At 71.4% G+C, this 23666-nt stretch carries 22 protein-coding genes; 10 read left to right on the forward strand and 12 right to left on the reverse strand.

Annotation, left to right across the window (positions count from 1 at the left end; genetic code table 11):
* Positions 1-38 precede the first annotated feature (38 nt).
* Entirely contained in the window at positions 39-665 is a 627-nt protein-coding gene (locus ACZ6S8_RS30820; protein ID WP_469460705.1) for a hypothetical protein, read from the forward strand.
* Between the two features lie 205 nt (positions 666-870).
* Here ACZ6S8_RS30820 and ACZ6S8_RS30825 read toward each other — a convergent pair whose 3' ends face one another.
* From ACZ6S8_RS30825 to ACZ6S8_RS30835, 3 genes are all read right to left on the reverse strand, one after another.
* Positions 871-2154, reverse strand: a complete 1284-nt coding sequence (locus ACZ6S8_RS30825) for an extracellular solute-binding protein (protein ID WP_469460706.1) — start codon at positions 2152-2154, stop codon at positions 871-873.
* Positions 2155-2454: 300 nt separating this feature from the next.
* Entirely contained in the window at positions 2455-3072 is a 618-nt protein-coding gene (locus tag ACZ6S8_RS30830; protein WP_469460707.1) for an SMI1/KNR4 family protein, read from the reverse strand.
* 59 nt (positions 3073-3131) lie between these two features.
* Positions 3132-3500, reverse strand: coding sequence for a DUF192 domain-containing protein (locus ACZ6S8_RS30835; RefSeq protein WP_469460708.1), 369 nt, complete (start codon positions 3498-3500; stop codon positions 3132-3134).
* A 151-nt stretch (positions 3501-3651) separates the two neighbouring features.
* Here ACZ6S8_RS30835 and ACZ6S8_RS30840 point away from each other — a divergent pair, with 151 nt between their 5' ends.
* Positions 3652-4461 (forward strand): prepilin peptidase, encoded by an 810-nt coding sequence (locus tag ACZ6S8_RS30840; protein ID WP_469460709.1) that lies wholly within the window; start codon positions 3652-3654, stop codon positions 4459-4461.
* A gap of 142 nt (positions 4462-4603) precedes the next feature.
* Here ACZ6S8_RS30840 and mgrA read toward each other — a convergent pair whose 3' ends face one another.
* A complete protein-coding gene (gene mgrA / locus ACZ6S8_RS30845; protein ID WP_469460710.1) occupies positions 4604-5641 on the reverse strand; it encodes an L-glyceraldehyde 3-phosphate reductase in 1038 nt (345 codons plus the stop codon).
* Positions 5642-5766: 125 nt separating this feature from the next.
* Between mgrA and ACZ6S8_RS30850 the strand changes: the two genes are divergently transcribed.
* The 6 genes from ACZ6S8_RS30850 (at position 5767) to ACZ6S8_RS30875 (ending at position 12237) form a co-directional block, all read left to right on the forward strand.
* Entirely contained in the window at positions 5767-6528 is a 762-nt protein-coding gene (locus ACZ6S8_RS30850; protein ID WP_267718261.1) for an isoprenyl transferase, read from the forward strand.
* 332 nt (positions 6529-6860) lie between these two features.
* Complete coding sequence (locus tag ACZ6S8_RS30855) at positions 6861-8177, forward strand: PhoH family protein (RefSeq protein ID WP_469460711.1); 1317 nt, start codon at positions 6861-6863, stop codon at positions 8175-8177.
* A 422-nt stretch (positions 8178-8599) separates the two neighbouring features.
* A complete protein-coding gene (locus tag ACZ6S8_RS30860) occupies positions 8600-9319 on the forward strand; it encodes a lytic transglycosylase domain-containing protein (RefSeq protein ID WP_469460712.1) in 720 nt (239 codons plus the stop codon).
* 113 nt (positions 9320-9432) lie between these two features.
* The gene (locus tag ACZ6S8_RS30865) at positions 9433-10764 is read left to right on the forward strand and encodes an AI-2E family transporter (protein WP_469460713.1); all 1332 of its coding nucleotides are present in this window, start codon (positions 9433-9435) and stop codon (positions 10762-10764) included.
* 23 nt (positions 10765-10787) lie between these two features.
* Positions 10788-11519 (forward strand): hypothetical protein, encoded by a 732-nt coding sequence (locus ACZ6S8_RS30870; protein ID WP_469460714.1) that lies wholly within the window; start codon positions 10788-10790, stop codon positions 11517-11519.
* 19 nt (positions 11520-11538) lie between these two features.
* Positions 11539-12237, forward strand: coding sequence for a hypothetical protein (locus ACZ6S8_RS30875; protein WP_469460715.1), 699 nt, complete (start codon positions 11539-11541; stop codon positions 12235-12237).
* A gap of 110 nt (positions 12238-12347) precedes the next feature.
* Here the strand turns inward: ACZ6S8_RS30875 and ACZ6S8_RS30880 are convergent, their stop codons facing one another.
* Both ACZ6S8_RS30880 and ACZ6S8_RS30885 read right to left on the reverse strand, forming a co-directional pair.
* A complete protein-coding gene (locus ACZ6S8_RS30880; protein WP_469460716.1) occupies positions 12348-12896 on the reverse strand; it encodes an alkyl hydroperoxide reductase in 549 nt (182 codons plus the stop codon).
* 3 nt (positions 12897-12899) lie between these two features.
* The gene (locus ACZ6S8_RS30885; RefSeq protein WP_469460717.1) at positions 12900-13454 is read right to left on the reverse strand and encodes a peroxiredoxin; all 555 of its coding nucleotides are present in this window, start codon (positions 13452-13454) and stop codon (positions 12900-12902) included.
* A gap of 135 nt (positions 13455-13589) precedes the next feature.
* Here ACZ6S8_RS30885 and ACZ6S8_RS30890 point away from each other — a divergent pair, with 135 nt between their 5' ends.
* Entirely contained in the window at positions 13590-14540 is a 951-nt protein-coding gene (locus ACZ6S8_RS30890; protein ID WP_469460718.1) for a hydrogen peroxide-inducible genes activator, read from the forward strand.
* Between the two features lie 49 nt (positions 14541-14589).
* Here the strand turns inward: ACZ6S8_RS30890 and ACZ6S8_RS30895 are convergent, their stop codons facing one another.
* From ACZ6S8_RS30895 to ACZ6S8_RS30915, 5 genes are all read right to left on the reverse strand, one after another.
* Positions 14590-16947, reverse strand: coding sequence for an ABC transporter permease (locus ACZ6S8_RS30895; RefSeq protein ID WP_469460719.1), 2358 nt, complete (start codon positions 16945-16947; stop codon positions 14590-14592).
* Positions 16944-17630, reverse strand: a complete 687-nt coding sequence (locus ACZ6S8_RS30900) for an ABC transporter ATP-binding protein (protein ID WP_469460720.1) — start codon at positions 17628-17630, stop codon at positions 16944-16946. Before ACZ6S8_RS30900 ends, ACZ6S8_RS30895 begins: the two co-directional genes overlap by 4 nt.
* Positions 17627-18151, reverse strand: a complete 525-nt coding sequence (locus ACZ6S8_RS30905; protein WP_469460721.1) for a PadR family transcriptional regulator — start codon at positions 18149-18151, stop codon at positions 17627-17629. Before ACZ6S8_RS30905 ends, ACZ6S8_RS30900 begins: the two co-directional genes overlap by 4 nt.
* A gap of 228 nt (positions 18152-18379) precedes the next feature.
* On the reverse strand, positions 18380-18670 hold the full coding sequence (locus ACZ6S8_RS30910) for a type II toxin-antitoxin system antitoxin (protein WP_469460722.1): 291 nt from the start codon (positions 18668-18670) through the stop codon (positions 18380-18382).
* On the reverse strand, positions 18667-19575 hold the full coding sequence (locus ACZ6S8_RS30915; RefSeq protein ID WP_469460723.1) for an SPFH domain-containing protein: 909 nt from the start codon (positions 19573-19575) through the stop codon (positions 18667-18669). Before ACZ6S8_RS30915 ends, ACZ6S8_RS30910 begins: the two co-directional genes overlap by 4 nt.
* Before the next feature lie 233 nt (positions 19576-19808).
* Here ACZ6S8_RS30915 and ACZ6S8_RS30920 point away from each other — a divergent pair, with 233 nt between their 5' ends.
* Positions 19809-22091: a transglycosylase domain-containing protein gene (locus ACZ6S8_RS30920; protein WP_469460724.1), complete on the forward strand. Its 2283-nt coding sequence runs from the start codon at positions 19809-19811 to the stop codon at positions 22089-22091.
* Between the two features lie 74 nt (positions 22092-22165).
* On the opposite strand, the gene ACZ6S8_RS30925 is transcribed toward ACZ6S8_RS30920, so the two are convergent.
* Positions 22166-23629 carry a catalase gene (locus tag ACZ6S8_RS30925; protein WP_469460725.1) on the reverse strand — a complete coding sequence of 488 codons (1464 nt, stop codon included), beginning with the start codon at positions 23627-23629 and terminating at the stop codon, positions 22166-22168.
* Positions 23630-23666 lie beyond the last annotated feature (37 nt).

Consider the following 23666-nt stretch of genomic DNA (forward strand, 5'->3'; position numbering starts at 1 on the left):
GTCGTTCCGGCCCGCCGCGGAAGCCCGTTGGGCCCGGCATGAAGCGCACCCGCATCGCCGCTCTCGCCCTCGCCGCAGCCACCGCGGCCCTCGCCCCCGCCCTCGGCCAGGCCGCCACCGCCGCCGAGGGGACGGCCTTCCTCCAGGACCCCGCCGGCGGGGAGAAGTCCATGAAGTCCATGTGGACCAAGGACGAGATGCACAAGGTGGAGGGCCAGTTCCGCTTCCACCCCGGGATCCAGTACAAGACGGTCACCAAGCCCGGCCCCTCGGGCGCGCCGGAGTGGGAGCGCAAGGTCGCCGACCCCAAGACCCTGGCGTGGCAGCCGTCGTACGAGTTCGCCTGGTCGGTGTCGGACTCCACGCTGGTCAAGAAGGCGCTCACCACCAAGGAGGGCAAGCACCCGATCGTCGTGCACGCCGTGCTGCGCACCGCGAAGCGGGCCGTGGCGGGGGAGGTCCGCGAGGAGCTGACGGGCAGCGCGGCGACCGGCCGCAAGAAGGTCGCGGGAGCCAGGCGGATCGCCTGCGACACCGGTGAGTACACGGTGGAGTGGTCGGTCACGCGCTCGGGCTACGGGACGCTGACGGGAACCCTGCGCTGGGACTCCAGCTGCGAGGAGTACCGCACCGCCTTCTCCGCCGACCACGGCAAGCAGGGCTGACGCGGGCCGCGGGCCGCAGGAGCGGGCCGGGCGGGGCCGGATGGGCCCGGCGGGTCCGGGGGAGGCGGGGGCCGGCCGCCCCGCGCACCTTGTGGGTGCTCGGCGGGCGACTGGGCCGACGGCCTCGGATCGAGTGCCGTACTGGCCATCGTGCCGCACGGGATGGCGGGCGGCACGGGGCGAAGGTCCCTTCCCGCAGGGGCCTTCAGTGCTTCTTTACCGCCTCGTTCGCCTGGGCGGCGATGTCCTCCAGCACGGCCTTCGGGTCGCCGGTCGGCTCCACGGCCCGCCCGATGTTGCGCTTGATGGTGTCGCTGACCTTCACCCAGGACGGGTCGTTCACCGGGTAGAGCTGGGCGCCGCGCAGTGCGGTGAGGAACAGCTGGTCGTTCGTGTCGAGGCCGCCGCCGGCCGGGGTGCGCGAGGCGGAGACCGTGGACGGCAGCAGGTGGTAGCGGCCCGCGAAGTCCATCAGGTTCTTGTCCTGGTACACGAAGTCCAGGAACGTGCCGATCTCCTCGCGATTGCCGTTCTGCTTGAACGCCATCATCCAGTCGGCGACGCCCACGGCCGGCGTGCTCTCCCCGGCTCCGAGGGTGTTCGACACCGGCATGTCGACGGTGCCGACCGTGATGCCCTTGCCCCGCGCCTCGTGCGCGAGCGAGGGGTAACCGTTCAGCATGCCGACCTCGCCGCGCAGGAACGCGGCGAAGGCGTCGGCGCGGTTGAGCTGCCCGGGCGGAGTGGGGCCGACGAGTCCCGGCGTGACCAGGTTGTCCTTGACCCACTGCCAGGTCTCGACGTTCTGGTCGGAGGCGAGGCTGTAGTTGCCGCTGCTGTCGGCGTAGCCGCCGCCGTTGCTCAGCTCCCAGATCATCGCCTCCGCGTGCGCCTCCTCGGGGCCGAGGGGCAGCGCGAACGGGTACTTCACGCCCTTGTCCTTGAGCGCCTTCGCGGCGCTCTTGAGGTCGGCCCAGGTCTTGGGCGCGGCCACGCCGGCCTTCGTGAAGAGCGCCTCGTTGTAGAACAGCAGGCGGCTGCTGGCCACGAAGGGCAGGCCGTACAGGGTGTTCCCGACGGAGCCGGCCTCGGCGAGGGGCTGCAGGAAGTTCGCCTCGGCGGTGACCGAGAGGAGCTCGTCGGCGGAGTAGAGCTTGCCCTGCGCCGCGAAGTCCGAGTAACCGCCCATGAGGGCCAGGTCCGGGGCCTTGCCCGCCTTGACCATGCGGGTGACCTCGCGGTCGATGTCGGTCCACGGCAGGAGCTTCACCTCGACCTTGATGCCGGGATTGGCGGCGGTGAAATCCTCCGTCACCTTGTCCCAGAAGGCCTTGGAGCTCGTGGCCGGGGTGTCGCCGTACTCGGCGGCCACCAGCCGCAGCGTGCCGTCCGCGTCGGCACCGTCGTCGGACAGCCCGCATCCGGCCACGGGTATCAGCAGACCGAACACGACCGTGGTGGCGGCCGCGCTGAAGATTCTTCGTCGCACGGGTGTATTCCCCTGATCTTCTTTTGGATCGCGTTACTACTTATGAGTTACTCCGGGTCGAGGTGTCCCTCCATGGCCCGTTGGCCGGAATTCTCTCCCGAGGGAGGGGTGGTTGATTCCATTGGGGGCGTCTTTGTGGTCAATGCTCCAACTGGGGCTTTTCCGACTGGTGTTTTCCGATATGTGATCAACAATTCGGACGCGCGTAGACATGCCGAAAAGCCCGTTTCCTGTCACGGAACGGGCTGTCGGGCGGGGGAGCGTTAGCTCAGTAGCTCAGTAGCTCAGTAGCTCAGCGGCTCAGTCGGCGAACTCGCCGGCGTACGGGTCGGGCTCGCCCGTCTCCGGGTTGCGGCCCTCCTGCCACCGGCGCTGGGCCTTCCTCCAGTGCACGAAGCTGAGGTGGCCGCCGTCCCAGAAGGTGATGCTGACGGGGCTCACGTCGAACTCGTCCGAGCAGAGCCGGTAGAGGAACTCGGCCATGCCGTACGGATACACGGCGAAGGAATCGGCCGTGTGCCGCCCGCACACCAGGACCGGCCACCGGTTCGGGTCGGGGTCCGAGGTCAGCCAGCACAGGATGTCGGACCCGCCGGTCACGCCCCAGGCGACGATCGCCTCCGGGTCCACGTCGAAGGCGGCCCGGCCGCCCTCGGCCTCCCAGACCTGCCGGGCGTTGCCGGTCTCCTCCGCCATCTGGGCGGGATCCCACTGGAGCCCCGGCTTGGGCAGCGGCAGCAGGATGCTGGCCTCGCCGTTGATCGAGCCGGCGCCGTAGCGGCCCATGAAGGCGATGAAGTCCGCCGGGAACCGGGTACCCCACACCGCCTCGGCCGCCGGCCAGTCGATGTCCTCGTCGGCGCCGTGCGTCGCCGGCATGATCTGCTCCAGCGCCTTGATCCGCGCGTTCTCCGTCATGCCGCTCCCCTGCCACCCCAGCTCAACCGCCCCAACCTACCGCCGCGCCGGATCAGCGCCTACCCGGGCGTGAGACGCCCGGGTACGTCCACCTTCACGGTGGTACCGACCGCCAGCCCCCAGCCGGCCATCGCCCCCGCCGCCGCCTCCAGCACGTGCCGGGAGCGCAGCCGGGGCAGCCCGAGCCGGCCGGGGCGCATCGTGACCACCGCGAGCACCCGCAGGTGCCGGTCCAGGTGGGCCACGTCGATCGGGAACCGCATCCGGAACGTGTGCACGCTCGCCGCCGGGGTCAGCAGCAGCGCCCCCTCGACGCCGTCCCGCCCCAGCAGGCCGCGGGTGCGGGCCCGGTAGGAGGCGGCGATCTCCAGGGGGACCGCCGCGTCTCCGACCCGGAGCGTGGCCGTGCCGTCGTGCCAAGTCGCCATGGCGGCACCTTAGGTGGTCGCGGTTCCGTCCAAGGGTGCGGGTCCCGTCCGGGGGTCCCGTCCCGGTTGCGGGTGCGGGCCTCACGCGCCAGCGGGGCCGGAGGCGGGTGCGCTCTGGCGGGTCGGGGCGGGCGGCCCTACCGTTCGGCGGATGGGTGTGGTCGTGATCGTGCTTGCCGCCGCGTACGGGCTGGTCGCGGGGCTGTTGCTGCCGCGCGCCGCGTACCGCCTCTCCGTCGGCCCGGGGGACCCCTGGCGGGACCGCTGCCCCGAGGGGCACCCGCTGTACGGCTGGCTCGGTCCGGCCCGCTGCGCGCCGCGCCGGAGCCGGACCGGGGAGCCCGCGGGCGTCCCGGCCGGACCCGCCGCGCCCGGTCCGGGAGGGGCCGCCCCGGCCGCGGTCGCCGTGGCGCACCGGTACGGGCGCCGGGGCGCTCCGCTCGCGGTGCTGGGCGGGGTCGTGTGCGCCGCGGCGGGGGCCGCCGCGGGGTGGCGGCCCGAGGCGTGGGCGTTCGTCGGGCTCGCGCCCGCCGCCCTGCTGCTCGCGCTCGTCGACCGGGCCGTGCACCGGCTGCCCGACGTACTGACCCTGCCGCTCGCCGCCGCGACCGCGGCCCTGCTCGGGGCGGCCGCGGCGCTGCCCGGCGCCGCGGGCTCCTGGCGGCTCGCGCTGCTCGGCGGCGCCGCGCTCGCGGGGGCGTACCTGGTGCTGTTCCTGGTGAACCCCGCCGGGATGGGCTTCGGCGACGTCAAGCTGGCGCTCTCCCTGGGGGTCGCTCTTGGGTGGTACGGGTGGGGGGTATGGGCCGCCGGGGCCTTCCTGGGCTTCCTCTACGGGTCCCTGTACGGCCTCGCCCTTGTCCTGCGGGGCTCCGCGACCCGCAAGCAGGGCTTCGCCTTCGGACCCTTCATGGCGGCCGGAGCTCTCACCGGATTGCTGCTGGGCGGTTTCGGAGCGTAGTCGTGGCGCGGCAATGCACGCATCACGCTTTACGAAGGGTTATGGTGGAACCCCCCCCTCGGGCCGGTCCGTATCCCCCCCACGGACCGGCCCGTTTTTTGTTTTCCGCGCCCCGGGGCCCGGCCCCCGGCGAAGACGCAGGTCAGCCTCGCTGGGCCCAGAGGTTGGTGCCGGGGGTGGACACCGCGAAGGAATCGATCTCCGCCAGCTCCGCCGCCGAGAGCGGCGCCCCGGCGAGCGCGGCCACGTTCTCCTCCAGCTGCCGCACACTCGACGCCCCGATCAGGGCCGAGGTCATGCGCTCGTCCCGGAGCACCCACGTCAGCGCCAGCTGCGCCAGCGACTGACCGCGCCGCGCCGCGATGTCGTTCAGCCCGTTCAGCCGGCGCACCACGTCGTCGGACAGCAGGTCCGGGTTGAGGGACTTGCCCTGCGTGGCCCGCGAGCCCTCCGGGATGTCCTTGAGGTACTTGCCGGTCAGCAGCCCCTGCGCCAGCGGCGCGAAGGAGATGCAGCCCATGCCGTTCTCCTCCAGGGTGTCCAGCAGCCCGTCCTCCTCCGTCCAGCGGTTGATCATGGAGTACGAGGGCTGGTGGATCAGCGGCCGCACCCCCATGCCGCGCAGGATCCGGGCCGCCTCGGCCGTCTGCTCCGCGGTGTAGGAGGAGACGCCGACGTACAGCGCCTTGCCCTGCGAGACCGCGGACGCCAGGGCGCCCATGGTCTCCTCCAGCGGGGTCTCCGGGTCGAAGCGGTGCGAGTAGAAGACGTCCACGTAGTCGACGCCCATCCGCTTCAGCGAGGCGTCCAGGGAGCCGAGCAGGTACTTGCGGCTGCCCCACTCCCCGTACGGACCCGCGTGCATCAGGTAGCCGGCCTTCGTCGACAGCACCAGCTCCTCGCGCAGGGACGCGAAGTCCTGCGCGAAGATCTTGCCGAAGTTCAGCTCGGCCGAGCCGGGCGGCGGACCGTAGTTGTTGGCCAGGTCGAAGTGGGTGACGCCGAGGTCGAAGGCCCGGCGCAGGATCGCCCGCTGGGACTCCAGGGACTTGTCGTCACCGAAGTTGTGCCAGAGGCCGAGGGAGATGGCGGGGAGCTTGAGGCCGCTGTGGCCGGTGCGCCGGTACTCCATGGAGTCGTAGCGAGAGGGCTCTGCCCGATAGGGATTGGTATCAGTCACGTTGTCCTCCCTATCACGGAGTTGTGACAGACCGAGTTGGGTACCCCTCCCCACCTCGCAGTAATGTGGCGCACTCGGGGGACCGCAATTCGCACGGGGGCATTGCACGGAGGGGCTGGAAGATCGTGAAGCTGCGCGACCTGGTGTACAGGCTCTACGCACGCCGGGTGGAAGGCCGCCTCGACCATGACGCGGCGCCCAAGCACATCGGCGTCATCCTGGACGGGAACAGGCGCTGGGCGAAGGCGTCCGGAGGCACGACGGAGCAGGGCCACCAGGCCGGAGCCGACAAGATCTCCGAGATGCTCGGCTGGTGCACGGAGACGGACGTCGAGGTCGTCACGCTGTGGATGCTCTCCACGGACAACCTGGACCGGCCGGAGGTCGAGCTCCGCCCCCTGCTCAACATCATCGAGAACACCGTGCGGGGCCTCGCCGCGGACGGCCGCTGGCGCGTCCACCACGTCGGCAACCTGGACATCCTGCCCGGGCAGACCCAGACGGTCCTCAAGGAGGCCGAGCAGGCCACGCACGACGTCAACGGGATAACGGTCAACGTCGCCGTCGGCTACGGAGGCCGCCAGGAGATCGCCGACGCGGTCCGCTCGCTGCTCCTGGAGCACGCGCAGAAGGGCACCTCCTTCGAGCAGCTCGCCGAGATCCTGGACATCGACCACATCGCCGAGCACCTCTACACGCGCGGCCAGCCCGACCCGGACCTCGTGATCCGCACCAGCGGCGAGCAGCGGCTGTCCGGATTCATGCTCTGGCAGAGCGCGCATTCGGAGTACTACTTCTGCGAGGTCTTCTGGCCGGCCTTCCGAAAGGTCGACTTCCTCCGGGCCCTGCGCGACTACGCCGCCCGTCACCGGCGGTACGGGACCTGATCCCACCGGGACGGCCGTCACCCCCTCGGCGCATTCCCGACCCCGACACGCGCTTCCCGCGAAGCCTTCACCAGGGATTCACCGAGCGTCCGTCATATGCCATGGCATGGCCTGGCCTGATCGGGGAATATCCCTTTCAGGTCGATGCCCGATCCACGGGTGTCGAGTCTCAGCGGACGGCATGGGGTCGTCCGCCCGGGAGGCCCTTTGCACCAGGACGCGCGTGCGGTTCGCACGGTCGGACGGGAGGGCCGGAAATCGGCCCTGGCATGGGTGCCGATGACCGGTCCGGTCTTCATGGCCCGACCTCTTCCGAGGGGGTACGTCCTTCCGTGGTGACCAGCACGAAGCGCCGCCTGCCCGACAGGCGGACCTATGTCCTCGACACCAGCGTCCTGCTGGCAGACCCCAACGCGATCTCCCGCTTCGACGAGCACGAGGTCGTGCTCCCGATCGTGGTGATCACCGAGCTGGAGGCAAAGAGGCACCATCCCGAACTCGGCTACTTCGCGCGCCAGGCCCTCCGCCTGCTCGACGACTTCCGGGTTCGGTACGGACGTCTCGACGCACCCATCCCGCTGGGCGATCTGGGCGGCACCCTGCGCGTCGAGCTCAACCACTCCGACCCCAGTGTCCTGCCCGCCGGCTTCCGGTTGGGGGACAACGACTCGCGGATCCTCGCCGTCGCCCGCAACCTCCAGGCCGAGGGGTTCGACGTCACGGTCGTGTCGAAGGATCTCCCGCTGCGCATCAAGGCCTCCTCCGTGGGGCTGATCGCCGAGGAGTACCGCGCGGAGCTCGCGATCACCGACGCCGGATGGACGGGGATGAGCGAACTCGCCCTGTCCGGGGAGCAGGTGGACCTCCTCTTCTCGGAGGAGCGGCTCTACGTCCCCGAGGCGGCGGACCTGCCCGTGCACACCGGGCTGGTCCTCCAGTCCGAGCGCGGGAAGGCGCTGGGCCGCGTCACGGCGGACGGGAACGTGAAGCTCGTACGGGGCGACCGCGAGGCCTTCGGGCTGCACGGCCGCAGCGCCGAGCAGCGGATCGCGCTCGACCTCCTCCTCGACCCGGAGATCGGGATCCTCTCGATGGGCGGCCGGGCCGGCACCGGAAAGTCGGCACTGGCGCTCTGCGCGGGCCTGGAGGCCGTGCTGGAACGGAGGCAGCATCAGAAGGTGATGGTCTTCCGGCCGCTGTACGCGGTCGGTGGGCAGGAGCTCGGCTACCTGCCCGGGGACGCGTCCGAGAAGATGAGCCCCTGGGCGCAGGCGGTCTTCGACACCCTCTCGGCCGTGGCCGGGCGGGAGGTCATCGAGGAGGTGCTGAACCGCGGGATGCTGGAGGTCCTGCCGCTCACCCACATCCGCGGCCGCTCGCTGCACGACGCCTTCGTGATCGTGGACGAGGCGCAGTCGCTGGAGCGCAACGTCCTGCTGACCGTCCTGTCCCGGATCGGAGCCAATTCGCGGGTGGTGCTCACCCACGACGTGGCCCAGCGGGACAACCTCAGGGTCGGCCGGTACGACGGAGTGGTCGCCGTGGTCGAGAAGCTGAAGGGGCATCCGCTCTTCGCGCACATCACGCTGACGCGTTCCGAGCGGTCCCCGATCGCGGCGCTGGTCACCGAGATGCTCGAAACCCTCTGACCTCCGGAGGGCGACGAGAAGGGTCAAAAACCCCATAGCGGGAAGGCGAGTTGACGCCGTCCGGCAAAGGCCGAGGAGCCTAGCCGGGCGGCGTCGCGCTGAACAGCCCTTTGGTGAAAACAGTGGTGACATGCCAGGTGTGACCTTTCCCACGCAGTGGAGAATTGCCCTGTGCCGCCGCGGTCCGGCAGAGTCTGGTTTCCGTCAGGCCCCGCATACGGCACACCTGTATCTCCCGTGAGGTACGCGCAGCACCACAACTCCACACTTGATGCCGTATGCCGCCCGGATTCACACGGCAGCCCCCGCAAGGGAGTTGCCCACGGGCCAGCGTCTCCAGCGACCGATGCACCACGGAGGCCAGTGTCGAGGGGCACTCTTGCGCCCGCCCGGTCCTGCGGACGCTGCTGGAAGGACACCATGTGAGTCGGATCTCGGTCCGGGGGTTCGCAGTGGCATCGGCCACGGCGGTCACCACCGTGGGCGCAGTCGTGGGAGTCGCCGCGGGCGACCCCACCACGAACGATCTCGAGACGACCGCGTCGGGCGCGACTCTCCTCACAGACATCCCGGTCGGCGACCAGGCACAGGTCCAGAGCGCGTCCCTGACGCAGCAGGCCGACGCCATCGTCCACGCCGCCGACACCGACGCCAAGCGGTCAGCCGAGGAATCGGCGCGGATCCAGGCCGCCGAGACCGCCAAGACCAAGAAGGCGGAAGCGGAGAAGGCCGAGGCGGACAAGAAGGCCGAAGCCGACGCCAAGGCCAAGAAGGACCGCGAGGAGAAGGAGCAGGTCGCCAGCCGCTCCGCCGCCCGCGACGCCGGCGACTTCGCGCCGCAGAGCTCGTACACGGTCGCCCAGGTCAAGGCCATCGCACAGCAGATGGTCCCGGCGAGCCAGTTCCAGTGCTTCTCGAAGATCATCAACCAGGAATCCACCTGGAACTACAAGGCCGTCAACTCGTCCTCGGGCGCGTACGGTCTGGTCCAGGCGCTCCCGGGCTCGAAGATGGCCTCGGCCGGTGCCGACTGGCGCACCAACCCCGCCACGCAGATCAAGTGGGGCCTGAACTACATGGAGGACCGCTACGGCGGCCCCTGCCAGGCCTGGAGCTTCCACCAGGCCAACGGCTGGTACTAGGCGCCGACACCGGCCCCGCCCGACTCCGGGAAGCCCCGCACCGTCCTACGGTGCGGGGCTTCCCGCGTGTACGGTCGGATGTCTGTGACCAGTGGGGCGGGGAGAGGAACGACATGTCGAAGTGGGCAGGCTGGCTCGGCCGGCTCGGGAACAGGCTGAACCGGATGGAGGCGGCGCTCGACGAGCGGCGCGCCGAGGTGGAGGCCGAAACCCGGGGCGACCTGCCGCGCCCCGCCGCGTCCGCCCCGTCCCGCACCGAGGCGCACGGGCACGCCGTCGCGCGGTCCGCCCCGGAACGTCCCGACCCGGTGACCGTGGTCCCGTGGGGCGTGCGGGTCGCCGCCGAGGTCAGCTGGCGCCTGCTGCTCCTCGCCGGGATGCTCTGGGTGCTGATGAAGGTGATCAGCGAAGTCCGCCTGGTGGTCCTGGCCTTCGCCGCGGCCCTCCTCGTCACGGCGCTGCTCCAGCCCTTCGTGGTCCGGCTGCGCCGCCTCGGCCTGCCCCGGGGCCTGGCCACCGCCGTCACGGCGATCCTCGGCTTCGTCGTCATCGGGCTCGTCGGCTGGTTCGTCGTCTGGCAGGTGATGGACAACCTCGACGACCTCTCCGACCGGGTCCGCGACGGCATCAACGAGCTCAAGCTGTGGGCACTGGACAGTCCGTTCCACGTGACCGAGAAGCAGATCAACGACATCGCGAAGAACCTCAGCGAGACCATCGGCACCAACACCGAGGAGATCACCACCGCCGGGCTGCAGGGCGTGACGGTGCTCGTCGAGGTCCTGACGGGCATGCTGCTGGCGATGTTCTCGACGCTCTTCCTGCTCTACGACGGCAAGCGCATCTGGACCTGGGCGCTCGGCCTCGTCCCCGCACCGGCCCGCCCCGGCGTGGCCGGAGCCGGACCGCGCGCCTGGCGCACGCTGACCGCGTACGTCCGCGGCACCGTCCTCGTCGCGCTCATCGACGCCATCTTCATCGGCCTCGGGCTGTACTTCCTCGACGTGACGATGGCCGTGCCGCTCGCCGTCTTCATCTTCCTCTTCGCCTTCATCCCGCTCGTCGGCGCCGTCATCTCGGGCGCCCTCGCGGTGGTCGTGGCGCTGGTGACGCAGGGGCCGTTCATCGCGGCCATGGTCCTGCTCGTGGTCCTGGCGGTGCAGCAGATCGAGGGTCACGTCCTCCAGCCTTTCATCCTGGGCCGCGCGGTACGGGTGCACCCCCTCGCGGTGGTGCTCTCGGTCGCGGCCGGCGGGCTGATCGCGGGCATCGGCGGGGCCGTGGTCGCCGTACCGCTGGTCGCCGTCACCAACACGGCGGTCGGGTACCTGAGGGCGTACTCGCGCGACCAGCAGCTGGCCGGCGCGGCGCCCGTGGGGCCCGGGCCGCACGGGGCGACGGCCGTGGACCGGGAACCGGACGAACCGGCGGACGGCCGGGTCTAGCGGCAAGCAGGGGGGACGGGGAAATGATCAGCGAGCCCGAGCTCGACGGGGAATGGGAGTCCGCACGACCGGCCGAAGCGGCGGAGCACGACCCGCCGCCCGGACGGGGACCCGGCCGGCCGTGGGGGTGGGTCGCGGCGACCGCGGTGGCCACCTCCGTGCTGTGGGGAGCCGGCCTGTACGCCTTCGGGGACCGGCTGGCGCAGCCGGAGATGCGCTACCGGGCCACGGACAACCTGTGCGAGCAGTTCACGGCGGAGGCGCTGCGCCCGGTCCTGCCCACCCTGTCGAGCTCGACGGGCCCGCACCGGGAGAGCCGCCACCCCGCCGTCGACTGGGCGTCCTGCAACCGCTCCGACGGCGGAGCCGCGGGGTCGGACAACTTCATGCTGCAGGCCGAGGTCGAGCTCCACAAGAAGACCGACCCGGACGCCGAGTTCGACGCCGGGGGGCAGGAGGACTGGATGTTCGGCACCCCGGAGGGGGGCATGTCCTGGGAGCCGGTGGCCGGTCTCGGCGAACGGGCGCTGATCAACGCGCGCGGGGAAGGCTCCGACGTGCACCTCAAAGTGCGCGACGGGGGCGCCGTGTTCACCGTCCGGCTGATCTGGATCGGCGGCCCCGCACCGGACGTCGACGCGCCGCAGGAAGGGCAGGACGGCGGGGCGAAGGCCGATCCGCGGCCCGACCGGAAGGCACTGGAGGCGGCGCTGACCAAGGACGTGCGGGCGCTGATGGCGGCGCTGCGGACGTGACGACCGCGGGGGGAGAGCCGTGATATCGGAGCCCGAGATCGACGGGACGTGGGACGACGGCGGCAGCGCCGCCCGGGAGGCCGCCGCCGGACCGTACGGGGCGGGCACGGCCGCGGCCGTACGGGGCCGGCCCTGGTGGTGGGCGCTGGGCGGGGCGGTGGCCGCCTCCGCGGTGTGGGCCGCCGTCCCGGGCCTGGAGGACCGTGGTGGCGAGGGGCCGCCGCCGCTGGCGCACCGCGTGAGCCAGGACCTGTGCCGGGAGGCGCCGTTGTCCGCCCTGGCGCGGGTCGCGGGGGCTCTCGGACCGGCGGCGCCGAGTCTGGGTGAGGGCCCCGCGGGCGACTGGGCGTACTGCTCCTACACGTCCTCCGCGATGGACGCCGACGCCGGGGACGTGGTGTACGGGGCCGAGCTCCTCGTCGAGCTGCACCGGAAGACCGACCCGGAGGCGGAGTTCGCCGCCGGACCGGGGCTCACCCCGGAGCTGCGCCGCGGGGCCGTGCGGTACGAAGAGGTGGCCGGAATCGGCGAGCGGGCCCTGATCACCGACTCCGTCGGGGACCAGGGGCCACAGCTCCACGTCCTGGACGGCGGCGCGGTCTTCACCCTCTCGGTGGACTGGGCGACGGGGCCGGACGGCGCCCCGCCGGACGACGACGCGATCAAGGCGGCCATGATCGAGGACGTACGGGCCCTGATGGCCGTGCTGAAGAGCTGACCGCCGCCCGTGAGCGCACGCACGCGAAGGACCCCGCTGCCGGGATCGGCGGCGGGGCCCTCGCATCGTGCGGTACTGCGTCGTGAGGTGCTGTGTCGTGCGGTGCGGACCTACTCGGCGGCGGTGGCGGCGGCCAGCGCCGCCTCCCCGTCGAGGGTGACCGCGACGGCCTGGATCACCGAGGCGATCTTGAAGGCCTCCTGGACCGTCTCGCGGTCGACGCCGGCCTTGCGCAGGACCTGCTCGTGCGAGTCAAGGCACTGGCCGCAGCCGTTGATGGCCGAGACGGCGAGCGACCACAGCTCGAAGTCGACCTTCTCCACGCCCGGGTTGCCGATGACGTTCATCCGCAGGCCCGCCCGCAGCGTGCCGTACTCCGGGTCGGAGAGCAGGTGACGGGTGCGGTAGAAGACGTTGTTCATCGCCATGATCGCGGCAGCGGACTTGGCGGCCGTGTACGCCTCCGGCGACAGGTTCGCCTTCGCCTCGGGCTCCAGCTCACGCAGGACCTGCGGGGAGCGGGCGGCGATCGCGCAGGACAGGACCGTGCCCCACAGCTGCTGGGCGGGCAGGTCGCTGTTGCCGATGACCGAGCCGAGGTTCAGCTTCAGGTCCTTGGCGAAGTCCGGTATGGCGGACTTGAGGGAGTCGAGGGACATCCGTCACTCACCGGCCAGCAGCGAGCCGGCGTCGAGGGTGCCCTCGCCCTTGTTCCAGTTGCAGGGGCACAGCTCGTCGGTCTGCAGGGCGTCGAGGACCCGCAGGACCTCCTTGGGGTTACGGCCCACGGAACCGGCGGTCACCATCGTGAACTGGATCTCGTTGTTCTGGTCGACGATGAAGACGGCGCGCTGGGCGAAGCCGTCCTCGCCCTGGACGCCGCACGCCTGCATGAGCTCGTGCTTGGAGTCGGCCAGCATCGGGAAGGGCAGGTCACGCAGGTCGGCGTGGTCCTTGCGCCAGGCGTGGTGCACGAACTCGGAGTCGCCGGAGACGCCGAGGACCTGGGCGTCGCGGTCCAGGAACTCCTCGTTCAGCTTGCCGAAGGCGGCGATCTCGGTCGGGCAGACGAAGGTGAAGTCCTTCGGCCAGAAGAACACCACGCGCCACTTGCCCTCATAGGTCTTGTGGTCGATCTGGGTGAACTCGCTGCCGGCCTCGAGCGAGACGCAAGCGGTCAGATCGTAGGTGGGGAACTTGTCGCCGACAGTGAGCACGTGCTCTCCTTGCGCATCGGGAAGTGACCCTTTTGGGGGCTTTCCCAGGGGGTTGGACGGATCTCACATGCTGACACAGCTGCATTGATTACGGAAATAGCTACTCTTGTGTCGAGTGATCGGAGGTGCCTATCAGTGGCTATCGGTAACAGGGGCGTGAAACAGCCGACCCTGGCGCAGCTGCGCGCCTTCGCGGCGGTCGCCGAGCACCTGCACTTCCGGGACGCGGCGGCGGCCATCGGCATGAGCCAGCCCGCGCTGTCCGGATCCGTCTCCGCGCTGGAGGAGACCCTCGGAGTGCAGCTGCTGGAGCGGACCACCCGCAAGGTGCTGCTGTCCCCGGCCGGCGAGCGGATCGCCGCCCGGGCCCGCGGCGTACTGGACGCCGTGGGCGGGCTGCTGGAGGAGGCCGAGGCCGTACGGGCCCCCTTCACCGGGGTGCTGCGGCTCGGGGTGATCCCCACGGTCGCCCCGTACCTGCTGCCGACCGTGCTCGGGCTGTTCCACCGGCGCTACCCGCGGATGGACCTCCAGGTGCACGAGGAGCAGACCGCCACGCTGCTGGAGGGGCTGGCCGGAGGCCGCCTCGACCTGCTGCTGCTCGCGGTCCCGCTCGGGGTGCCCGGGGTCACCGAACTGCCCGTGTTCGACGAGGACTTCGTCCTCCTCGCACCGCGGGAGCACCCGCTGGCCGGGCGCCGGGACATCCCGCGCGAGGAACTGCGGGGGCTCCAGCTGCTGTTGCTCGACGAAGGGCACTGCCTGCGCGACCAGGCCCTCGACATCTGCCGCGAGGCCGGCCGCACGGCGGGCGCGGACGTCACGACCACCGCGGCCGGACTGTCCACGCTCGTACAACTGGTCGCCGGGGGACTGGGCGTGACGCTGTTGCCGCGCACCGCGCTGCGGCTGGAGACCGCCCGCAACGAGTACCTGGCCACCGGCTGCTTCGCCGAGCCGGCCCCCTCGCGGCGCATCGCGCTGGCGATGCGGACCGGGACGGCGCGCCAGGAGGAGTTCCGGGCGATCGCCGCCGCCCTGCGCGAAGCCGTACGCCCCCTCCCGGTCTGGCCCACCGACGGCTGAGGGCCGTCCCCGTACCGGCCCGCCCCGCGGTCCGGCGGTCCCGGGAGGCCTACTCCGTCCGCAGGCCGTCCGGGCGCATCAGGCGCAGCAGCGGCGGCAGGCTGAGCAGGGTGACCAGGACGACCACGCCCGCGCCGGCGCCGGTCATGCCCGCGACCGAGGCCCAGTCCACCCGGACCGGCCGGCCCGCCATCCGCATCAGCACCGCGCCGAGGCCGATGCCGACCACCGCCGCCAGGCCGAGGCCGAGGCCGATCGGCAGGGCCGTCTGCCACAGCACCGACAGGCTCAGGGTGGAGCGCCTGGTGCCGAAGGCGACGAGTGAGGACAGCAGTTTGCGGCGCTCTCGCAGCTGCTCCAGCTGCGAGACCAGCAGGCTCGCGCCGATCAGGACGAGCACCCCGACGGCGCCGAAGAACAGCCCGACGCGGATCGTGGAGTACGGACCGGCCTGCCGGGTGGACTTCAGGGTCATCGCGGTGGCGAACGGGTCCGCCTTGAACGCGGCCGTGCGGACCCGGTCCAGGGCGTCCGGTACGGAGTCGTCGAGCTGGACGAAGATCTGCGCCGACCGGGCCACTGTCACGCCCTTCGGCGCCGCGGCCGGCGTCACCAGCAGGCCCGTGCGCAGCTGACCGAGGGGGTCCGGGCGGCTGGCGACGGTGCGGGCGGCGGCCGGGAGGGTCCACGGGACGGCCTTCTCCGCGTCCGGGTCCCCGTCGTCGTAGCCCATGACGTTGCCGGCGTGGAGCCGGTCGCCCGGCGCGGCCGTGGTCCCGTACGCGCCGCTGTCCGGGGAGGGGGAGCCGGTCAGGACGAACGCGTCGCCGTCCGCGCAGGAGTCGAGCACCGCCACCTCGCGCAGCGCCTCGCAGGTCCCGGCCGTGACGGGGATCTGCCGGTCCGCCGCCGGGACCTGGTGCGCGGCCTCGAAGGTGGTCAGCGGCACGGTCGTGGAGATGCCCGGCGTACCGGAGATCTCCCGGGCGAGGTCGTTCACCCGGGACTCGGTGCCGCTGTGCATCAGGATCGAGACCGAGGCGCGCGCCGGGTCCTCGCCGGTGTCCTTCGTGTAGCCGCCCTCGACGCCGCTGAACAGCATCTGGAGGGCGATGGCCCCGGCGACGGCGACCGCGATGCCGTTGACCAGCCGCGCCGCGGCGCCGCTGCCGACCTGGAGCCGGCGTACGGCCAGCTGCCAGGAGACCGGGCCGCCGGACAGCCGTCCGACGAACCGTTCCAGCAGCCAGGGCAGCAGGGCGGTGATCCCGACGAGGAGCAGCACGACCCCGCCGGTGACCTGCCACTCGTTGAAGTAGCCGCTGTCGTTGCCGCGGCCCATCAGCGGGAGGAGCAGGGCCAGTCCGCCGAGGGGCATCAGCAGCCGCCACCCGACGCGCCGCTTGCGGGGTTTGGCCGTCCGCACGACGCCGAGCGGTTCGATGACGACGCCGCGCAGCGCGAACAGGGTCACGGCGACGGCCGCGGCGGGCACCGCCACGGCGACCAGCGCGGCCAGCCACCACGTCGGGTCGAGGTCGGCCGGAAAGACGCTGCGCTGTTCCACGGTGAGCTCGCCGACCAGCCGGCGGCCGACCACGAAGAAGCCGGACCCGAGCACCAGCCCGAGCAGGGAACCGGCCAGGGCCTCGCCGGCGGCGATCCGGCGGACCATGCGGCCGTCGGCGCCCACGAGCCGCAGCGCGGCGAGCCGCCGGTCGCGCCGCTCCCCGCCGAAGCGGACGGCGGCGGCGATGAACACGGCGACGGGCGTGAGGAGGGCGACGAACGTCAGCACGATCAGCAGCATCAGCACCGGGTCGAGCTTCGGTGCCTCCATGGTGTTGGCGAAGCCGGTGACCCGCTGGACGCGGTGGTCGGCGGGGTCGGCCTGCGCCAGTTTGTCGCTGCCCAGGTAGAAGAGGAGCTCGCCGGGGCCGACCAGGCCGGCGTCGGCGATGACCTGGGTGATCCTGCCGTCGAGGCGCTCGCGCAGCAGCCTGCCGTCCGCCGAGCGCAGCAGTGCGTCCAGGGCGGGGGAGACGGCCAGTTCGCCGACGCCGGGGATCCGCTCCAGGCCCGGCGGGACCGGTGCCCGCGGCCCCTCGGCGAGGACGAGGGACCCGTCGACGTCCAGGCCGCGGTACGTCGTGCTGCCGTTCGCGACGAGCAGGCTGTCGGCGCGCGGGCCGTCGGCGGTGGGCGCGGTCAGCGTGGAGCGGGCGTCGCCGCGCTCGTTGCGGGCGGCCAGTGCCCCGGGGAGCGCGGTGGTCAGGAGCAGCAGTGCGACGCCGAGGCCGACGCCGATGCCGGTGAGCGCGGTGCGGGTCCAGCCTTCGCGGCCGCCGCCGAAGGCGAAGCGGACGCCCATGGCGAGATCGCGGGTCCAGGTGCGGAGCGTGCTCATACGATCCGCTCCATGTCGCGGGACCTGCCGTCGCGCACGACGATCTCGCGGTCGGAGTAGGCGGCCACGCGGGTCTCGTGCGTGACGAGGACGACCGCCGCGTTGGCGGAGCGGGCGGCCTCGGTCAGCAGCTGCATGACGAGCTCGCCGTTGAGGGAGTCCAGGGCGCCGGTCGGCTCGTCGGCGAAGACGACCCGGGGCCGGGTGACCAGGGCGCGGGCCACGGCGACGCGCTGGCCCTGGCCGCCGGAGACCTCGCCGGGGCGCTTGGCCCCGAGGTCCTCGACCTGGAGCCGCTCCATCCAGTGCAGGGCGGTGGCCTCGGCCTCCTTGCGCTTGACGCCGGTCAGGCGGAGCGGGAGGGCGACGTTCTCGACGCAGGTCAGCTCCGGCACCAGCCGGCCGAACTGGAAGACGAAGCCGAACTCGCTGCGGCGCAGGGCGCTGCGCCGGGCGTCGTTCATGGCGGACAGTTCCTGTCCGGCGTACGTGATGGAGCCGGAGTCGGGCGTGACGATGCCGGCGAGGCAGTGCAGCAGCGTCGACTTGCCCGAGCCGGAGGGGCCCATGACGGCGACGACCTCGCCGGGGTGGATGGAGAACTCGGCGCCGTCGAGCGCGGCGGTGGGTCCGTAGGCCTTCCGCAGGTCCGTGGCCGCGAGGAGCGAGCCGGCCGGGGTCATCGGCGTACCTCCCGGGAGAGCTGGTCGAGGCGGGCGGCGGTGAGTTCCAGCCACCGCAGGTCCGCTTCGAGGTGGAACAGGGCGTGGTCGCAGACCAGCTGGTCGGCGAGGTCGCCCTTGCGCTTGCGCTGGGTCAGGATGCGCATCAGGCGCAGGTGTTCCGCGCGCTGGGTGTCCAGGAGCTCGGCGGCGCCGCGGCCGGTGAGCAGGGCGAGGACGACCTTGGTGTAGAGGGTCGAGTGGAGGTACGGCTCGGGCTTCTCGGGCTGGGCGAGCCAGGCCTCGACGTCGGTGACGCCGGCCTCGGTGATGGCGTACCGCTTGCGGTCGGGACCGCCGCCGCTCTCTATCCCGTCGACCTCGACGAGGCCGTTCTTCAGGAGGCGGGACATGGTCGAGTAGACCTGTCCGTAGGCGAGGGGGCGATCGTGGCCGAACTTCTCGTCGAAGGCGCGCTTGAGGTCGTAGCCGTGGCGCGGGCCGGCCTCCAGGAGGCCGAGCAGGGTGTGACCGATGGACATGCGGAGGACTGTACACGGGGTGTATACCCCCGGTGTATACGTGGTGGGTATAGCTGGCCGGGAAACGCCCTTCCTCGCAGGTCGGCGACGTTCGTCACGATCCCGTACGGGTCGAGGCGGGTGCGGGCGGTGCGGCTGCGGGCGGTGCGGCGGGTCGGGTGGACTGCACGCCCGGCCGCCGCACCGGGCCGCCGCACCGGGCCTGCCGCAGCCGGCCGCCCGCCGGTCTCAGTCGCCGGCAGGGCCGGGGCCGGAGCCGGACTTCGGCGGGCGGCCGCGGCGGGGGAGGGGGCCCGGACCCGCGGGCAGGCGGCCGGCCTCGGAGAGGGCGCGGCGCAGGAGGAACTCGATCTGGGCGTTCGCGCTGCGCAGCTCGTCGCCCGCCCAGCGGGCCAGCGCGTCGTACACCTGCGGGTCGAGGCGCAACAGCACCTGCTTGCGCGCCTGCCGGCCCGCGGGCGGCCGCCCGGGCCCCGGGCCCGGGTCGGCCGGGGGCGGCGTGGCGTCGGGCGGGGTCACTGGTAGAGGGTGCCCGTGTTGATCACGGGCTGGGCGGCGCGGTCCCCGCAGAGGATCACCATCAGGTTGGAGACCATCGCGGCCTTGCGCTCCGCGTCCAGCTCCACGATGTCCTCCTCCTGCAGGCGGGTCAGGGCCAGTTCGACCATGCCCACCGCCCCCTCCACGATCTGCTTGCGGGCCGCCACGACCGCGCCCGCCTGCTGGCGCTGGAGCATCGCGGAGGCGATCTCCGGAGCGTACGCGAGGTGCGTGAAGCGGGACTCGATGATGTGCACGCCGGCCGCCTCGACGCGGGCGTGCAGCTCGATCGCCAGCTTCTCGGTGATCTCCTCGGCGTTCCCGCGCAGCGACAGGCCGGCCTCGTCGTGGGCGTCGTAGGGGTACTCGATGGCGATGTGCCGGACGGCGGCCTCGGTCTGCGTCTCGACGAACTCGGTGAAGTCCTCGACCTCGAAGACGGCCCGCGCGGTGTCCTCGACCCGCCACACCACGACCGCCGCGAGCTCGATCGGGTTGCCGTACGCGTCGTTGACCTTCAGGACGGCCGTCTCGTGGTTCCGGGCCCGCGTGGAGATCATCCGGCGCGAGGTGAACGGGTTGACCCAGCGCAGTCCGTCCGTGCGGATCGTGCCCCGGTAGCGGCCGAACAGCTGGACCACGCGGGCCTGGCCGGGCGAGATCGTGTTCAGTCCGGTCATCGCGATGACCGAGGCGAGGGTCAGCAGGATGCCGCCCGCTATCAGCGCCGCCTTCGCGGCGGCGGCCGTGGCCAGGGCGCCGCCCGCGATCAGCCCGGCTCCCGCGACCACGCCCACCAGGCCCAGCAGCAGGGCCAGGCCGCCGCCGACGCTGTGCGCGGTGAACTCCCGTACGCCTGCCGGTGTGACGGCATCGTTCGTCATGGTTTGCCCCGTTTCGCTTGGTGGCCGCCCCGTGGACCGCCTAGCAAAGTGATATCACTTTTCTGTCCTACGGCAACCCTTCGGGCCCCACGTGCGTCGGTTCCACTGGTGTGGGTGCTGATTCTCACGTCCGAATTGGCCGGTATTGACCAAAGTTGACCATCCTTTGTCACAGCCTGCGGTGTTAGCTTCGTGAGCTGACGTCGGGGGGGTAATCGAGCGGAGCGGGAGCGATGGGCCGAGCAGAAGTGCGTAAGGCGCAGCAGCAGCGCGGTGCGCGGCGCGCGCCGAGCGGACGCGACGAGGGCAAGGGGAGCGCCGGCAAGCGCAGTGGCATACGCCGGTTCTTCACCTGGAAGAAGATCCTCGGCACCATCCTCGGGGGGATCCTGCTCCTGATGACCGCGGCGGTCGTCCTCTACTTCTCGGTGGACGAGCCCTCGGACCCGAACAAGCTGGCCGTTCAGCAGAGCAACACCTACAAGTGGTCCGACGGAACGGTCATGGCCCGCGTCGGCGAGACGAACCGCTCGATCGTGCCGATCGACAAGATCCCGGAAGACGTCCGGACCGCGTTCATCGCCATCGAGAACAAGTCCTTCTACCAGGACCGCGGCATCGACGTGATGGGCCTGGCCCGCGGTCTGTTCAACACCGCCACGGGCAAGGGCAAGGCCGGCGGCTCGACGATCACCCAGCAGTACGTCAAGAACTACTACCTGACCCAGGACCAGTCGGCGACGCGCAAGCTGCGCGAGCTCGTGATCTCCCTCAAGGTCGACCAGCGCCTGGAGAAGAACGACATCCTCGCCGGTTACCTGAACACCAACTTCTACGGCCGCAACGCCTACGGCATCCAGGCCGCGGCCCAGGCCTACTACGGCGTCGACGCCGACAAGCTGACGCTGGAGCAGGGCGCCTACCTCGCCGCCGTCATCCAGGCCCCCAGCCAGTACGACTGGGCGACCGCCGGTCCGAACGGCAAGGAGCTGGTCATGATCCGCTTCAACGCCGTCCTCGACAACATGGTCGAGATGGGCAAGCTGGACGAGGCCAAGCGCAAGACGGTGGTCTTCCAGGAGCCCATCAAGCCCAGGCCCACCCCGGGCATGGACGGCCAGAAGGGCTACCTGGTCCAGGCGGCCGAGGCCGAGATGAACCGGCAGGACATCTCCGACGCCGAGATCGCGGCCGGCGGCTGGGAGATCACCCTCAACATCGACAAGAAGAAGCAGGAAGCGCTGGAGAACGCGGTCAACGAGGAGCTGGAGTCCAAGCTCGACCGCAAGGACACCAAGAACCGCCCCCAGGACCAGAGCGTCCAGGCCGGCGCCACCTCCGTGGACCCCAAGACCGGAGCGATCGTCGCGATGTACGGCGGCACCGGACTGGCGGACAAGGACCGGAGCAACGCCCTGCGCGAGGACTACCAGCCGGGGTCGACCTTCAAGCCGGTCGTGCTGGCCTCCGCCCTGGAGACCGGCGCTACCACCCAGTCCGGCAAGCCGATCACCCCGAACACCTTCTACGACGGCACCAGCAAGCGCCCGGTCGTCGGCAGCAAGATCCCGTTCAACCCGCAGAACCAGGACGACAAGGACTACGGCAAGGAGATCACCGTCCAGGAGGCCACCAACTACTCGGTGAACTCCGTCTACGCGCAGATGATCGTCGACGTGAAGCCCGTCAACGTGAAGAAGACGGCCCTCGCCCTCGGCATGCAGGACCGCAAGGGCTGGCCCGAGGACAAGCCGGCCATGGCGCTAGGCACGATGAGCGCGAACACCGTCGAGATGGCCGCCGTCTACGCCACCCTCGACAACCACGGCAAGAAGATCACGCCGACCATCATCAAGACCGCCGAGCACAAGGACCGCGAGTACAAGCCCGAACCGGCGGTCGGCAGCCAGGCCGTCAGCCGCCAGACCGCCGACACCGTCACCAAGGTGCTCACCGGCGTGGTCAACGACGAGGGCGGCTCCGGCAACAAGGTCCGCAGCAGCGCCTACGAGGCGGCCGGCAAGACCGGCACCACCGAGTCCAACGTGGCCGGCTGGTTCACCGGCTACACCCCCGAACTCGTCACCGTCGTCGCGATGTTCGGCGAGGAGCCGGGCAGCCACAAGCAGGTCACCCTGACCGGCACCGCCGGCGGCGGCCGCGCGGGCGGCTCCAGCTTCCCCGCCGAGATCTGGAAGACGTACACGCTGGCCGCGCTCAAGGGCGCCAAGACCGGCGAGTTCGACGTGTCGGAGGCCGAGATGGGCGCCCCCCAGGCGCCGTCCCGCAGCGCCTCCCCGTCGCCCACGCCGAGTCCGTCCGCCAGCCCGTCGCCCTCGCCCAGCAGCAGCGCGCCGGCGAGCAGCCCGAGCCCGTCGAAGAGCGCCACCAAGTCGCCGGACCCGACGAAGAGCACCACGAAGTCGCCGGATCCGACGAAGAGCACCACGAAGTCGCCGGATCCGACGGTCAAGCCCCCGGACCCGCCGCTGTTCCCGCAGAACCCCGAACGGTGACGGCACACCGCCCCGCAGCCTCCACGGCTGCGGGGCGGTGTCGTTTCCCGCGGGCGGTACGCCGGCCCGGCGCGTCAGCCGCCCGAGACGGCGGCCGCGATCCGGTCGCCGACGGCCTTGTCGACGTTGCGCCAGTACTGCAGGGCCCGCTCCAGCACCGGGGCGCTCACACCGTCCTTCAGGTGCCCCGCCACGTTCGACACGAGCCGGTCGCGCGCCGCGTCGTCGAAGACCTGGCGCACCAGCGTGCCCGGCTGGCCCCAGTCGTCGTCCTGGCTGCGCAGCGCGTACGCCTCCCGGACCATCTCGCCCGACGAGGCCCAGCCCGCGGGCTCCCCGAAGCGGGCGACGTCCGCCGCCGGCCCGCCGTAGGAGTTGGGCGCGTACGGGCGGGCCACGGCCGCGGCCTCGAAGCGCATCGCGCCGTCCTTGGCGTACGAGGAGACCGTCGAGCGCGCCCGGTTCGGCGGGAGCTGGGCGTAGTTCGCCCCGATCCGGTAGCGGTGCGTGTCCGGGTACGAGAACAGCCGGCCCAGCAGCATCTTGTCCGGCGACGGGCCGATGCCCGGCACCAGGTTCGACGGCTCGAAGGCGGCCTGCTCGATGTGGATGAAGTAGTCGTCCGGGTTCTTGTCCAGCGTCATCCGGCCGACCTCGATCAGCGGGTAGTCGCCGTGCGGCCACACCTTCGTCAGGTCGAACGGATTGAACCGGTAGTCCGGCGCGTCCTCGAACGGCATCACCTGGACGTGCATCGTCCAGCTCGGGGCCCGGCCGCCCGCGATCGAGTCGAAGAGGTCCCGCCGGTGGTAGTCGGGGTCCTCCCCGGCGATCCGGTCGGCCTCCTCCTGGGTCAGGAACTCGTTGCCCTGGTCCGTCTTGAAGTGGTACTTCACCCAGAACCGCTCGCCGCCCGCGTTCACCCACAGGTAGGTGTGCGAGCTGAAGCCGTCCATCGTGCGGTAGCTCTTCGGGATGCCGCGGTCGCCCATCAGGAGGGTCACCTGGTGCGCCGACTCGGGGGACAGGGTCCAGAAGTCCCACTGCATGTCGTGGTCGCGCAGCCCGTTGTCCATACGCCGCTTCTGCGAGCGGATGAAGTCCTGGAACTTGATCGGGTCCCGGACGAAGAAGACCGGGGTGTTGTTGCCGACCATGTCGTAGTTGCCGTGCTCGGTGTAGAACTTCAGGGCGAAACCGCGCGGGTCCCGCCAGGTGTCGGGGGAGCCCTGCTCACCCGCGACGGTCGAGAACCGGGCCAGCATCTCGGTCCTGCGCCCCGGCTGGAAGAGGTCGGCCTTGGTGAACTGGCTGACGTCGTTGGTCACCTGGAAGACGCCGTAGGCGCCCGCGCCCTTGGCGTGGACCACCCGTTCGGGGACCCGTTCCCGGTTGAACTGGGCCATCTTCTCGATCAGGTAGTGGTCCTGGAGCAGGATCGGACCGTCGGGGCTGACGGTGAGCGAGTGCTCGTCGCTCTCCACCGGGATCCCGGCGTTGTTCGTCGTGTACGGGATCTTCTGCGCGTCCTGGGTCACGAGCGTCCTCCGGTAGGGGTCGGCTGAATCACCCGGC

It is taken from the genome of Streptomyces sp. NPDC048461, assembly GCF_055587105.1.

Coding starts and splice junctions, on each gene's coding strand:
- ACZ6S8_RS30880 (WP_469460716.1), bottom strand. CDS start 12,896: ATGTCCCTCGACTCCCTCAAGTCCGCCATACCGGACTTCGCCAAGGAC.
- ACZ6S8_RS30820 (WP_469460705.1), top strand. CDS start 39: ATGAAGCGCACCCGCATCGCCGCTCTCGCCCTCGCCGCAGCCACCGCG.
- ACZ6S8_RS30905 (WP_469460721.1), bottom strand. CDS start 18,151: ATGTCCATCGGTCACACCCTGCTCGGCCTCCTGGAGGCCGGCCCGCGC.
- ACZ6S8_RS30865 (WP_469460713.1), top strand. CDS start 9,433: ATGTCGAAGTGGGCAGGCTGGCTCGGCCGGCTCGGGAACAGGCTGAAC.
- ACZ6S8_RS30920 (WP_469460724.1), top strand. CDS start 19,809: ATGGGCCGAGCAGAAGTGCGTAAGGCGCAGCAGCAGCGCGGTGCGCGG.
- ACZ6S8_RS30870 (WP_469460714.1), top strand. CDS start 10,788: ATGATCAGCGAGCCCGAGCTCGACGGGGAATGGGAGTCCGCACGACCG.
- ACZ6S8_RS30915 (WP_469460723.1), bottom strand. CDS start 19,575: ATGACGAACGATGCCGTCACACCGGCAGGCGTACGGGAGTTCACCGCG.
- ACZ6S8_RS30840 (WP_469460709.1), top strand. CDS start 3,652: ATGGGTGTGGTCGTGATCGTGCTTGCCGCCGCGTACGGGCTGGTCGCG.
- ACZ6S8_RS30830 (WP_469460707.1), bottom strand. CDS start 3,072: ATGACGGAGAACGCGCGGATCAAGGCGCTGGAGCAGATCATGCCGGCG.
- ACZ6S8_RS30835 (WP_469460708.1), bottom strand. CDS start 3,500: ATGGCGACTTGGCACGACGGCACGGCCACGCTCCGGGTCGGAGACGCG.
- ACZ6S8_RS30895 (WP_469460719.1), bottom strand. CDS start 16,947: ATGAGCACGCTCCGCACCTGGACCCGCGATCTCGCCATGGGCGTCCGC.
- ACZ6S8_RS30900 (WP_469460720.1), bottom strand. CDS start 17,630: ATGACCCCGGCCGGCTCGCTCCTCGCGGCCACGGACCTGCGGAAGGCC.